Raw genomic sequence first — 12,482 nt, 5'->3', positions numbered from 1 at the left:
TCACTCCAGCGAACGAGTCGCAGGACGGATCGAGCATAATTGCGCCATGGACCAGCCACCCCGGATCGGCCGGTACTCCCTGGTCCGCCGGGTGGGTGCCGGAGGTTTCGCGACCGTTTGGCTGGCCCGGGACGAGCAGTTGGACGCGGAGGTCGCGGTCAAGATCCTGTCCGAGAACTGGGTCGAGGACGAGGACGTCCGCCGTCGATTCCTGGCCGAGGGCCGGTTCCTGCGCAAGGTCGATTCGCTGTACGTCGTCGGCGTCCATGACATCGGTGAGGCCGAGGACGGCCGCCCGTTCATGGTGCTGACGTACGCCGACGGCGGTACGCTCGCGGAGCGGATCAAGGCCGGGCCGCTCGAGGTCGGCGAGGCGGTCCGGATCATCACGCAGGTCGGACGTGGCCTGAAGCACCTGCACGCCCGCGGCGTACTGCACCGGGACGTGAAGCCGGCCAACGTACTCTTCCGCACCGACTCCGCCGCGGGTGATCGCGCGATGCTGTCGGACCTCGGTCTGGGCAAGTCGCTGGCCGAGGTGTCGCGGATCACGATGCCCGGCGGCACTCCGGCGTACGTCGCACCGGAGCAGGTGATGGGCGACCGGCTGGACCACCGAGCAGACCTGTACTCACTGGGCGCCGTCGCGTACGCCGCCTTCACCGGTCAGGCACCGCATGGCGTTGCCAGCCTGGGCGCGGTGATGCAGATCGACGCACCGCCGCCGTCGATGACCACGCTGCGCGAGGACGTACCGGACGCGATCGATGTCGTCGTACGGCGTGCTCTCGAGCCGGACCGCGATCAGCGCTGGCCTGATCTCGACAGCTTCCTCAATGCGCTGCGAGAGGCTCACACCACGGGCAAGGTGCCCGCTGGGTTGGTTCCGGCCGCGGAGATGCCTGCACCTGCACCGCCGGCCGCTCCTGTCGACCAGGCGACCGCACTGGCCAGCTCGAACGAGCAGACCGTTCCGGTGAAGCCCAAGCGCCGCAGGCGTGCTGCAGTGATCACCACGCTCGCCGCGCTGGTTCTTGCGGCAGGTGGTGGTTACGGCGGCTACGAGTACGTCCTGACCCGCCCGATCAAGGTGGACAACAAACCGCTGTCGGTAGAGGTCCCACGCTCGTGGAAGCAGAAGGCAATTGACGGACAGCAGTCGCTCCTCGTCAGCACCAAGACGTCCACGTGGCAGACGGACTCTGCGGTCCAAGGCGTGTTCGTCGGCGTGGTGAACGCAACCCAGCTGCCGACGAGCGTCACGGCTCCCGACGGCTGCACCGCCGGCTCCGGAGGCCAGAGCACCGTCGATGGCCAGCCGGCAGTCACGTTCGAGCTCAGCTGTGGATCCAACCCGGGCATCGTCGAGCAGTACCGACAGGTGAACTCGACCACGCAGCTCCGGATCCAGGTGCGGGCATCCGACCAGAAGACCCGGACCAGCGTGCTCGACTCGGCGGCGTACAAGCCTTAAGGCACCAGCGACGTCAGCGACGAGATGGATGCCTTGTGCAGGCGGGGGATGACGTTCAGCGTGGCCGGGTCGGACGCGTACAGGTACGAGCCGGACTCGTAGACCAGGTACGCCGTCCCGTTGTACTCCGTGATGCCCTCGGTCATGCTCGGCGCGCGGAAGCAGCTCAGTGCGGCCGCATCCAGGTCCTTCTGACCACGCTTCACCACATAGATGTTGCTGCGGTTCCCACGCCCGTACGACGTGCTGTAGATGAAGTGGTTCGCGGTGACGGTCAAGCCTTGCGTCTTGGTCGGGATCTCCACGCACCGGACTGAGTGGTCAGCGTGCCGTCGTCGGCGATCTTGTACTCGTACATGGTCCCGCGACCGGTGTCGTTGAACGTCCCGGCGAACAGCGAGTCGCCGTAGCTCCCGATGAAGGACGAACCGGCCACATCGCGCGCAGTACCGACCTGTGCGAGGTACGGCGTACCCGCGGCCTTCAGGGCGTCGCGTAGCTCGGTCAGCCGGTACTTGCGGATGCTGCTGCCCTGCCCAGCCACGAAGGCCCAGCCCTTGCTCACGGTGATCCCACCGACATGCGATTCGGCGATCGCGACAACGCCGACCGTGGACCCGGTGGACGGGTCGATGCCGTAGATCTCGGAGTCGGCGCCTTCGCGGTACGCCGCGACGAGGAGCAAGTCCTTCCCGGAGCCGTCCCAGTTGTACCAAGTACCCGCGCCTTGCGGGGTGTACGTGCTGAGGTTCCGGATGCTCGCACTGTTGCTGAACCGCGCGTCGTACTTCTTCGACGCGGACGGCCCGTCGTAGAACGTGGCGCCGCCGGTGGTGGCGGTGTCGCAACTGATCGCGGCGTGCGCGGGCAGGGCTGAGGTGAGGGCCGCGGTGAGGGTGGCGGCGGTGGTGAGGAGGGCGGTCGGGATGGCGAGAATGCGCATGGTGACCTCCGGAGGTTGGGCGGAAACCTACGAGAATTTCAGAGTAGATCGGCAATGAGTAACGCGCGAGGGTGAACTGAGCGTCGGCCTCGGGAACGGACGCCGTACGGTTGTCGCATGACCGATCTGTCCGCGGCGATCGACCGCGTTCTGCCCAGCGTCCGTGCCGACCTCGAGGACCTCATCCGGATCCCGTCGGTCAGCTACGAACCGGCCCGTGCGGCCGACGTCCAGCGGTCAGCCGAGGCGACCGCCGCGTTGTTCGAGGCCGAGGGCTTCACGGTGAAGATCGTCCGCGCCGGCGACGGTGCGCCGGCGGTGATCGCGAAGAAGCCGGCCCCGGCCGGGAAGCCGACCGTGCTGCTGTACGCGCACCACGACGTCCAGCCGACCGGACCGGTCGAGCAGTGGACCTCGGACCCGTTCGAGCCGACCGAGCGCGACGACCGGCTGTACGGCCGGGGCGCCGCCGACGACAAGGCCGGGATCGCGGCGCACCTCGCCGCCGTACGGGCCTTCGGCAACGATCTGCCGGTGGGCGTGACGGTGTTCGTCGAGGGCGAAGAGGAGATCGGGTCTCCGACCCTGCTGCAACTGCTCGACGAGTACTCCGAGGATCTCGCCGCGGACGCGATCGTGATCGCGGACTCCGGCAACTGGGAGGTCGGTACGCCGGCCCTGACCGTCTCGCTGCGCGGCCTGGTCGAGGCGTACGTCGAGGTGCGGACGCTCGACCACGCCGTACATTCCGGTCTTTTCGGCGGGCCGATCCCGGACGCGCTGTCCGCGCTGTGCCGGCTGCTCGCCACCCTGCACGACGACAAGGGCGACGTCGCGGTCGACGGGCTGCACGCGTCCCGCGCGGCGGACGTGGTCTACCCGGAGGACCGGCTGCGGTCCGAGTCCTCGGTGCTCGATTCCGTCCGGCTGACCGGTTCGGGTTCGCTCGTGGACCGACTGTGGACCCGCCCGGCCGTTGCAGTCGTCGGTATCGACGCGCCGTCCGTTGCGGAGGCCAGCAACACGCTGGTGCCGGTCGCGCGGGCCAAGGTGAGCCTGCGGGTTGCCCCCGGCGACGACGCGATCAAGGCCAGTGCGGCATTGCGTGAACACTTGGAGAACCACGCGCCCTGGGGTGCGCAGGTGACCGTGACCGAGGGCCAGAACGGCCAGCCGTGCAGTGTGAACGCGCGCGGCGCCGGCTACGAAGCGGCCCGTTCGGCGTTCCAGGAAGCGTGGGGCGTGGAGCCTGTGGACATGGGGATGGGCGGCTCGATCCCGTTCATCGCGGAGTTCCAGCAGACGTTCCCGCAGGCAACGATCCTCGTCACCGGCGTCGAGGATCCCGACACCCGCGCCCACGGAATCGACGAGGGCCTGCACCTCGCCGAGTTCGCGAAGGTGTGCCTCGCAGAAGCTCTCTTGCTTCAGAACCTGGCGAACCAGGCGTGATCGGGCTTTCCGGCGACCCAGTGTTTGGCATAGGTTTCGGCGAGTGAAGATCGCAGTCGTACGGGAGACGAGACCGGCGGAGCGCCGGGTCGCGCTGGTGCCGGAACAAGTCGCGAAACTGATCGAGCTCGGCTACACGGTCGCGGTCGAGCCGGCCGCCGGTGAGCGCGCGCTGTTCTCCGACGACCAGTACCGCGACGCCGGCGCCGAAGTGGCCTGGGGCGCCGACCACGCGGCCACGATCGTGGCGTCGGTCCAGCCGCTGGAACGCGAGCGCCTGCAGCGGTTGCACGCCGGTACGGCGCTGATGTCGTTCCTGCCGACCAACCCTCCGGACGTGGTGCGAACCGCCACTCGCGCCAAGCTGACCGCGTTCGCGATGGAGTTGATCCCGCGGATCTCCCGGGCCCAGTCCATGGACGCGCTGTCCTCCCAAGCGCTCGTCGCCGGGTACCGGGCCGCGATCGTCGCCGCCGAACGGCTCCCGCGGTTCTTCCCGCTGAACATGACCGCGGCCGGCACAGTCCCGCCGGCGCAGGTCGTCGTACTAGGAGCCGGTGTCGCCGGTCTGCAGGCGATCGCGACCGCCAAGCGCCTCGGCGCGGTGGTGAAGGCGTACGACGTGCGTACTGCGGCCGCCGAGGAGATCGCGTCGATGGGCGCTGTACCGATCGAGCTCGAACTGGGGACCCTCGACGGACCCGGCGGATACGCACGCGAGATGACACCCGAGCGCGCACAGCTCCAGCGAGAACTGCTCACGCCGTACATCGCCGCCGCCGACGCGCTCATCACCACAGCCGCGGTGCCTGGTCGTACTGCGCCTTTGCTGGTGACGCGATCGATGGTCGAGCAGATGAAGCCGGGATCGGTCGTGGTCGATCTGGCGTCCGAGCAGGGCGGCAACGTCGAGGGATCCGTCGCCGGGACCGAGCTGACCATCGGCCAGGCGCTCGTCTGGGGCGGCGCGAACGTGCCTTCGCAGATGGCCGGTCCGGCATCGCGGCTCTACGGTCAGAACATTGCGAACCTGATCCGGCTGATGACCCGCAACGCCGCCTTCGACCCCGACTTCGACGACGAGATCGTCCGCGGGTGCTGCGTCACCCACGACGGCAGCGTGCTCCACGAGCCCACCCGCGAGCTCCTGAAAGGCCAGGCCTGATGACCGAGTCCATTGCGCTGCTGACGATCTTCGTCCTCGCGGCGTTCGTCGGGGTCGAGGTGATCAGCAAGGTCTCCTCGACGTTGCACACCCCGCTGATGTCCGGGGCGAACGCCATCCACGGTGTCATCCTGGTCGGCGCCATCATCGTCACGGGCTCGGCTGATTCCGTCATCGTGGTGATCGTCGGGCTGCTGGCCGTCGTCCTCGCGACCGTGAACATGGTCGGCGGGTTCGTGGTCACCGACCGGATGCTGGAGATGTTCAAAGGTCCGGCGGCTCGTAAGAAGGAGCTGCACAAGTGATCCCCACCTGGGCCCAGATCGGCTATCTGGTCTCCGCGGTCTGCTTCATCGTCGCGCTGAAGGCGCTGTCGTCGCCGCGGAGCGCGCGGACCGGCAACCTGATCGGCGCCGCGGGCGCGGTCCTCGCGGTCCTCATCACGTTCGCGGCGTACAAGCCGGACCACCTCGCGCCGATCCTGATCGCGCTCGTGATCGGCACCGTCGGCGGCGTGATCGGTTCGCGGCGGGTGCAGATGACCCAGATGCCGCAGCTTGTTGCCTTGTTCAACGGTGTCGGCGGCGGCGCGGCCGCGCTGGTCGCCCTGCTCGAGCTCGACGAGGTCTCGTCCGATGCGACGGTGGCCGCGATCGCTTCGGCGTTCACGATCCTGGTCGGAGCGGTGAGCTTCTCCGGATCGGTGGTGACGTTCACCAAGCTGCAGGAGCTGATGACGACGCGGCCGGTGACGTTCCCCGGTCTGCCGGTGCTGTTCGTCGCGTCGATCCTCGGCGGGCTGGCGTTGGGTGTCTGGCTGGTGTCCGACCCGCGCGTGTGGGTCGGCGTACTGCTCTGCCTGCTGGGCCTCGCGATCGGTGTGATGCTGGTGCTGCCGGTGGGTGGCGCCGACGTACCGATCGTCATCTCGTTGCTGAACGCCTTCACCGGTCTGACGGTGGCCGCGGGCGGTTACGTGTTGGGCAACACGCTGCTGCTGATCGCGGGCACGCTCGTCGGCGCCGCCGGTACGTTGCTGACCAAGCTGATGGCGGACGCGATGGGGCGGTCCGTGTTCAACATCCTCTTCGGCGCGATCCGGGGTGGGTCGACGCTAGGCGCTGGTACGGCGTCCGATCGACCGGTGATCTCGGGTGGCCCGGAGGACGTGGCGATCCTGCTCGGGTACGCGAACAAGGTCATCATCGTGCCCGGGTACGGTCTCGCGGTCGCCCAGGCGCAGCACGTCCTGCGTGATCTGGTCGAGGAGCTGCAGTCGCGGGGCGTGAAGGTCGACTATGCGATCCACCCGGTCGCCGGCCGCATGCCCGGCCACATGAACGTGCTGCTCGCCGAGGCCCAGGTCCCGTACGACCAGCTCCGCGAGATGGACGACATCAACGGCGACTTCAAGACCACGGACGTGGTCCTGGTCGTCGGCGCCAACGACGTGGTCAACCCGGCGGCCCGCAACACCCCGTCGGCCCCCATCTACGGCATGCCGATCCTGAACGCCGACGAGGCCCAACGCGTCATCTTCCTCAAGCGCTCGATGCGCCCCGGCTTCGCCGGCATCGAGAACGAACTCCTCTACGACCCGCGAACAACGCTGCTGTTCGGCGACGCCCGCGACTCCCTCACAAAACTCCTGGGCGCCCTCAAGACCGTGTGACTCCGGGAAAACGCTGTCATCCGAAAAGGCGCGTACTAAACCACAGCGCGACGTTTCCGCGCAACCACCTGACATCTTCCTGCCCGAAATTCCCCACACTCAGGTCCAGTCCGGTAAGTAGACCAGCACCCCTTGGCCGCCTCCGGTCAACGACCTACCCCGGCCACCCCGCTTCGTTGCCCGCCCGCACGCCCCTCTGTTTGACTTTCCCCACGAGAGGCCCGGGCGGCGCACCCATTTCCCCTCTCCTTCCCCCGCTCCAAGGAGATCCCCATGCCCTGCCCCCACCCACCCCTTTCCCGCTCCTGGGACTGGGGCTAATCCACCCACCCCCGCTGCGCCGCCCGAACCCCCAACTCAAACCGCCCCGAAGCCCCCACCTGCTCACTGAGCTTCGCCGCAATCCGCCGCACGGTCCGCATAGAAACCCCAAGCTTCCGCGCCACCTGCTCGTCGGTCGCACCGCGCACCAAGAGCCTGAGGAACTCCGCCTCCTGCGCGCTGATGTCGCCTGCTCTCGCTAGCTGCTGCTCTCCGAACGGTTCGGCCGCTCGGTCCCAATAGCTGAGGAACAGCTCCTCTGCCATCCGGACCACCGCGCGACTGTGGTGAACGACGGCGCCAACCGTGTGGTCGTCGGGGTTGATCTCCAGGACCGCCGAGTCGGCGTCGAAAATGACCAAGCGAAAGGGCACTGACGGCGTGATGCGAACCTTTCCGCCCTGGCCGGCCAGGAAGGCCAGGAATTCGGGAACTCCTGGTCTTTTCCAGTAGGACTCCGGGTAGAGGTACCGAATCTCTACGCCGGCCGCAAGATATGGCTTGTCAGGGAAGGTATCGGGGTCGATTGTCGTGACTGCATCGGCCTGTATCAATCCCCAGATAGATTTTGTCGGGTTGAAACGCTGCATTCTTTGATTGGCGAGCTCACGGCCTTCGAGGATTTCGACGTCCTGCGACTTTCTCTGGACCAGAAAGTTTGCGAGATCCGCGGTGAACCTGCTTGCGGCCAGTTGGTCCGAGCGGAGCTCGTCGTTCAGTGCGTCGATTTCCTGCTGCCTGCGGGCAGCGAGGCGTCCGAACGTGACCGACGGATCGAGCGGGTACTCGACTCCCTCGATCCAGCTCGGCACGACAAACCCAAGCTCGCGCAGTTCCTCCAGATCGCTGGACGTCTCGCCTTCGCTCTGCCCCAGTGCGGAGGCGAGATCACCCAGCCGCGAGCTTCGCCCTAGCTCCGGCTGTTGCAGCAGAGTGCGGTAGACCGCCAGCAGATGCTCGGTGAGCCCTGCAGCGTCAAACACGCCTCAGACCCAGCCGCGCTTCGCGGCTGCTACGCCGAGTTCGAAGCGGCTGGCGGCGTCGAGGCGTTCGGAGAGGTTGGCGGTGATGCGACGGGCGGTGCGGAGGGAGATGCCGAGGAGCCGGGCAACCTGCTCGTCCTTGGCCCCGCCGGCCAGCAGCCGCAGCACTTCGGCCTCGTGCGGGGTCAGCGGGGCCTCGTCCTCGCGGTTGTCGGGCTCGAACATCTCTGCGGCGCGGGACCAGTACGCATCGAACAGCGCCAGAGCAACGGAGACAACCGCCGGAGTGCGGTGAATCACGGCTCCAGCGGTCGGGTTCTCGGGGTCCATGGGCATGATCGCGATCTCCTGGTCGAAGATCAGCAGCCGCATCGGCAGCGTCGGAGTCACCCGAACCTCGCCGCCGAGCCGGTGCATCATGGAGGCGTACTCCACTGCCTGTTTCGAGGCGGTCATGTTCTGGAGGTACACGGTTCTCATCTTGAGGCCGCGTCCCAGGTGCTCGAAGTCAGGGGATCGATCTGATTTCGGGACCGTGTCGTCGAAGTGCGCAGGTACCAGGCCCCAGAACGTGGTCCTCGCCTTGAGTGCAAGTTCCTCGATCCGGCGAGACGCGTTCGCGCGCCCCTTGAGCACCTCGACGTCTCCGCTGCTTCGGGACGTCAGTAACTCGTTGTACTGCTCGGCGATAACCTCGGCGGACGCTTCGGCTTCCTTCAGTTCGCCGAGCGCCTTGTTCAGCTCGGTGCGGCGCCGTTCCGCCAGGCCGGTCAGTCCGACGCGCGGGTGAACTGCATGCTCGCCGTCGGGGTTGGTCCAGGTCGGCACCAGGAGATCCAGCCTCCGGAGCTTGCCCATCAGCTCCTCGACTTCGCCCGTTGAACGGTCTACTAGCGCCGCAATCTGCTCGGGCGTACTGTCTGGGTGACTGAGAAGGGCGTGATAGACCGCGAAAGTGGCTTCGTCCACCCCCAGCGGCTCGAGCACGATCCCTCTCCTTCAGAAACTTGTCGGAACCGACCATATACAGACAGCGTCGATAAAGAGGACACGTAGGTCGATTCCGGATTATTTCGAAAGGTCGTAGTGTGATCAAGAAGGTGCTGAGCGTAGTTGGAACCGCGCTGCTTCTTGTGGCGGCCGCTGCATTGCCTGCCTCGGCCGCCGGCGGGTCCGAGCCGGCTTGCGGCCCCGGACAGACCTGCTGGTAGTCCTGGTCCGCGCGCCGAGCGGCGTCCCGTAGACTGTGGGTGTGGCTCGTGGCGATGGTCGGCTTACTCATGAACTCGACCCGCAGGATTTGGGTCCGCAGGATGCTTGTGGGGTGTTCGGGGTCTGGGCGCCTGGTGAAGAGGTTGCCAAGCTCACCTACTTCGGACTGTATGCCTTGCAGCACCGGGGCCAGGAGTCGGCGGGGATCGCGGTCAGTAACGGGTCGCAGATTCTGGTCTACAAGGACATGGGGCTGGTCAGTCAGGCCTTCGACGAGGCGACGTTGGCCTCGCTCCGGGGGCATATCGCTATCGGCCACTGCCGGTACTCGACGACTGGCTCCAGCGTGTGGGCCAACGCGCAACCGACGTTCCGGTCCACGGCGACCGGTTCGATCGCGCTCGGGCACAACGGCAACCTGACCAACACCAGCGAACTGGCTGCCAGCCTTAACGGCGAAGGTGACCTGGATCTCGGTCTCGACGCCGACGTCGACCACGCGAAGGCGAACGCCAAGCACGGTGCGTCGTCCGACACCGACATCCTCACCTCGATGCTGGCCGGGTACCCGGACCTGACGATCGAAGAGGCCGCCGCCAAGATCCTGCCGAAGGTCAAGGGCGCGTTCAGCCTGATCTTCATGGACGAGAACACGCTGTACGCCGCCCGCGACCCGCAGGGCATCCGTCCGCTCGTCCTGGGCCGGCTCGAGCGCGGCTGGGTGGTCGCCAGCGAGACCGCGGCTCTCGACATCGTCGGCGCCTCGTTCATCCGCGAGGTCGAGCCGGGTGAGATCGTCGCGATCGACGCCGACGGTCTGCGCTCGACGAAGTACGCCCAGCCGGACCCCAAGGGCTGTCTGTTCGAGTTCGTGTACCTGGCCCGCCCGGACACCCAGATCTCCGGTCAGCGGATCTACTCGACCCGCGTCGAGATCGGCCGCAAGCTGGCCAAGGAGCACCCGGCCGAGGCCGACCTCGTCATCGCGACGCCCGAGTCCGGCACGCCGGGCGCGATCGGGTACGCCGAGGAGTCCGGCATCCCGTACGGCTCCGGCCTGGTCAAGAACGCGTACGTCGGCCGCACGTTCATCCAGCCGAGCCAGACGATCCGCCAGCTCGGCATCCGCCTCAAGCTGAATCCGCTGCGCGAGGTGATCGAGGGCAAGCGCCTGGTCGTCGTCGACGACACGATCGTCCGCGGCAACACGCAGCGCGCGGTCATCCGGATGCTGCGCGAGGCCGGCGCCAAGGAGATCCACGTCCGCATCACCGCGCCGCCGGTGAAGTGGCCGTGCTTCTACGGCATCGACTTCGCCAGCCGGGCCGAGCTGATCGCGAACGGGCTGAACACCGAGGAGATCTGCCGTTCGCTCGGCGCCGACTCGCTCGGCTACATCAGCCTCGACAACCTGGTCGAGGCGACGACGGTCCCGAAGGAGCGGCTCTGCCGGGCCTGCTTCGACGGTGTCTACCCGGTCGCCCTGCCCGACCCGGAGCACCTCGGCAAGCACCTGCTCGAGCTGCCGGTGACCGACGTCGACGGTCTGGCCACGGTCTCCGGCGGTGGCGGGGCCGCCGACGCCCTGAGCCGTCCGTGATTGCCGGGCCGTCCGTGATGCAGAGCCGCCCGTAATCCAGTCCCCCGGGAAGACGGCCGTACGCCGGACGCCCGGAGTACCGCCGTACCGAGGAGAAGAACGTGAGCGAAGGCGCGAGCTATGCGTCCGCCGGGGTCGACATCGAGGCCGGTGACCGCGCCGTCGAGCTGATGAAGGAGTGGGTGGCGAAGGCGACCCGCCCCGAGGTGGTCGGTGGGCTCGGCGGGTTCGCCGGCCTGTTCGACGCGACCGCCCTGACGTCGTACCGTCGACCGTTGCTGGCGACCTCGACGGACGGGATCGGGACCAAGGTCGCGATCGCGCAGAAGCTGGACAAGCACGACACGATCGGGTTCGACCTGGTCGGGATGGTCGTCGACGACCTGGTCGTGTGCGGCGCGGAGCCGCTGTTCATGACCGACTACATCTGCACCGGCAAGGTGGTCCCGGAGACGATCGCGCAGATCGTGAAGGGCATCGCGGAGGCCTGTGTCGAGGCCGGTACGGCGCTGGTCGGCGGCGAGACCGCGGAACACCCGGGTCTGCTGAAGGCAGACGAGTACGACGTGGCCGGCGCCGCGACCGGCGTGGTCGAGGCGGACGAGGTGCTCGGCGCGGAGCGGGTGCGCGCAGGGGACGTCGTGCTGGCGATGGCGTCGTCGGGACTGCACTCGAACGGGTACAGCCTGGTGCGGCACGTGTTCTTCGACCGGGCCAAGTGGACGCTGGACCGCGAGGTGCCGGAGCTCGGTACGACGCTGGGCGAGGTCCTGCTGACGCCGACCCGCGTGTACGCCAAGCACTGCCTGGAGCTGATCCAGGAGCTGAACAACGAGGACAGGCGGCCGCTGCACGCGATGTCGCACATCACCGGCGGTGGCTTCGCCGCGAACCTGGCGCGCGTGATCCCGGCCGAGCTGTCGGTCCGGATCGACCGGTCGACCTGGACGCCGGCGCCGATCTTCGGGCTCGTGGGCCTGCTCGGCGATGTCGCGCTGCCGGAGCTGGAGAAGACGCTGAACATGGGCGCCGGCATGGTCGCAGTGCTCGACCCGTCGGCGGCCGATGCCGCAATCCAGGCGCTGGCCGCCCGCGACATCCCCGCATGGGTATGCGGTGAGGTCACTGCGACGCCAGGCGGCACCGTCACCCTCGAAGGTACCTACGCCAAGTAAGGCACGCATCCAGCACCACCTGGGAGCGGCTCCGGAACGAGCTGTCCGACGCCTCGGGCAGCTACGACCGCTGATCCGCCACAGGTGGTGCTGGTGTGGTGGTTCTCGTCGGACGCACGGTGAACTGCTCAGTCACCCCGAGGGGCGCCTGAGCAGCTCAGCCGGGCTGATGCTTACCGACGGGGGTGGTAGTCGTCGGCGTCGTCTCCGTCGCCGTCGTTCTCGCCGTTCGCAGAACGGTCGCCACCCTGGTCACCGGACAGCTCACGCTTGAGCTGGTCCAAGTCGGTGTCCCAGGTGCGGTACTTCAGGTCGCGTGCGACCTTCGTCTGCTTGGCCTTTGCACGGCCGCGCCCCATAGCGTCGACCCCCTCGCACAAGTCAACCGGGTACGCTGCGTGGCGCCCACGGATCAGTCGTCAGTAATCGTGATTCAAGGATACCCGGAGCGCGGGATCGACACACGCACCGCCCCCGCCCAGAGG

Annotated in this window: 12 protein-coding genes; 7 read left to right on the top strand and 5 right to left on the bottom strand. The window is 67.6% G+C overall.

What is annotated here, in order from left to right; all coding sequences use genetic code 11:
- The first annotated feature begins 46 nt into the window (after positions 1-46).
- On the top strand, positions 47-1,474 hold the full coding sequence (locus tag EV653_RS23755; RefSeq protein ID WP_134105896.1) for a serine/threonine-protein kinase: 1,428 nt from the start codon (positions 47-49) through the stop codon (positions 1,472-1,474).
- On the opposite strand, the gene EV653_RS42225 is transcribed toward EV653_RS23755, so the two are convergent.
- Positions 1,471-1,779, bottom strand: coding sequence for a hypothetical protein (locus tag EV653_RS42225; protein WP_238160003.1), 309 nt, complete (start codon positions 1,777-1,779; stop codon positions 1,471-1,473). The genes EV653_RS23755 and EV653_RS42225 overlap by 4 nt on opposite strands.
- Positions 1,749-2,417 carry a hypothetical protein gene (locus tag EV653_RS23750; RefSeq protein ID WP_238160001.1) on the bottom strand — a complete coding sequence of 223 codons (669 nt, stop codon included), beginning with the start codon at positions 2,415-2,417 and terminating at the stop codon, positions 1,749-1,751. The genes EV653_RS42225 and EV653_RS23750 overlap by 31 nt, the downstream gene beginning before the upstream one ends.
- 117 nt (positions 2,418-2,534) lie before the next feature.
- Here EV653_RS23750 and EV653_RS23745 point away from each other — a divergent pair, with 117 nt between their 5' ends.
- Genes EV653_RS23745 through EV653_RS23730 form a run of 4 tightly spaced genes read left to right on the top strand, consistent with a single transcriptional unit; the run spans position 2,535 to position 6,706 of the window.
- On the top strand, positions 2,535-3,869 hold the full coding sequence (locus tag EV653_RS23745; RefSeq protein ID WP_134105895.1) for a dipeptidase: 1,335 nt from the start codon (positions 2,535-2,537) through the stop codon (positions 3,867-3,869).
- 43 nt (positions 3,870-3,912) lie between these two features.
- On the top strand, positions 3,913-5,034 hold the full coding sequence (locus EV653_RS23740; protein ID WP_134105894.1) for an NAD(P) transhydrogenase subunit alpha: 1,122 nt from the start codon (positions 3,913-3,915) through the stop codon (positions 5,032-5,034).
- Positions 5,034-5,339 (top strand): NAD(P) transhydrogenase subunit alpha, encoded by a 306-nt coding sequence (locus tag EV653_RS23735; protein ID WP_134105893.1) that lies wholly within the window; start codon positions 5,034-5,036, stop codon positions 5,337-5,339. The genes EV653_RS23740 and EV653_RS23735 overlap by 1 nt, the downstream gene beginning before the upstream one ends.
- Positions 5,336-6,706: an NAD(P)(+) transhydrogenase (Re/Si-specific) subunit beta gene (locus EV653_RS23730; RefSeq protein WP_134105892.1), complete on the top strand. Its 1,371-nt coding sequence runs from the start codon at positions 5,336-5,338 to the stop codon at positions 6,704-6,706. Before EV653_RS23735 ends, EV653_RS23730 begins: the two co-directional genes overlap by 4 nt.
- Positions 6,707-7,023: 317 nt before the next feature.
- Here EV653_RS23730 and EV653_RS23725 read toward each other — a convergent pair whose 3' ends face one another.
- A complete protein-coding gene (locus EV653_RS23725) occupies positions 7,024-8,010 on the bottom strand; it encodes a helix-turn-helix transcriptional regulator (RefSeq protein WP_134105891.1) in 987 nt (328 codons plus the stop codon).
- Between the two features lie 3 nt (positions 8,011-8,013).
- A complete protein-coding gene (locus EV653_RS23720; RefSeq protein WP_238159999.1) occupies positions 8,014-8,997 on the bottom strand; it encodes a helix-turn-helix transcriptional regulator in 984 nt (327 codons plus the stop codon).
- Between the two features lie 259 nt (positions 8,998-9,256).
- On the opposite strand from EV653_RS23720, the gene purF reads away from it, so the two are divergent.
- Together purF and purM are read left to right on the top strand one after the other, a co-directional pair.
- Positions 9,257-10,822, top strand: coding sequence for an amidophosphoribosyltransferase (purF, locus tag EV653_RS23715; protein WP_370358424.1), 1,566 nt, complete (start codon positions 9,257-9,259; stop codon positions 10,820-10,822).
- Positions 10,823-10,923: 101 nt separating this feature from the next.
- Entirely contained in the window at positions 10,924-11,997 is a 1,074-nt protein-coding gene (purM, locus tag EV653_RS23710) for a phosphoribosylformylglycinamidine cyclo-ligase (protein WP_134105889.1), read from the top strand.
- Positions 11,998-12,170: 173 nt separating this feature from the next.
- Here the strand turns inward: purM and EV653_RS23705 are convergent, their stop codons facing one another.
- On the bottom strand, positions 12,171-12,356 hold the full coding sequence (locus EV653_RS23705) for a DUF3073 domain-containing protein (protein WP_130387089.1): 186 nt from the start codon (positions 12,354-12,356) through the stop codon (positions 12,171-12,173).
- Between the last annotated feature and the right edge of the window lie 126 nt (positions 12,357-12,482).

The sequence above is a fragment of the Kribbella pratensis genome, from assembly GCF_004365355.1.
Taxonomy (GTDB): Bacteria; Actinomycetota; Actinomycetes; order Propionibacteriales; family Kribbellaceae; genus Kribbella.
Note: the sequence above shows the minus strand (reverse complement) of the source record. Positions and strands in the feature narration are given on the sequence as shown.

Bases quoted from the DNA above. Each gene is read 5' to 3' on its own strand.
- EV653_RS23755 (WP_134105896.1), top strand. From the start codon at position 47: ATGGACCAGCCACCCCGGATCGGCCGGTACTCCCTGGTCCGCCGGGTG.
- EV653_RS23750 (WP_238160001.1), bottom strand. From the start codon at position 2,417: ATGCGCATTCTCGCCATCCCGACCGCCCTCCTCACCACCGCCGCCACC.
- EV653_RS23745 (WP_134105895.1), top strand. From the start codon at position 2,535: ATGACCGATCTGTCCGCGGCGATCGACCGCGTTCTGCCCAGCGTCCGT.
- EV653_RS23735 (WP_134105893.1), top strand. From the start codon at position 5,034: ATGACCGAGTCCATTGCGCTGCTGACGATCTTCGTCCTCGCGGCGTTC.
- EV653_RS23705 (WP_130387089.1), bottom strand. From the start codon at position 12,356: ATGGGGCGCGGCCGTGCAAAGGCCAAGCAGACGAAGGTCGCACGCGAC.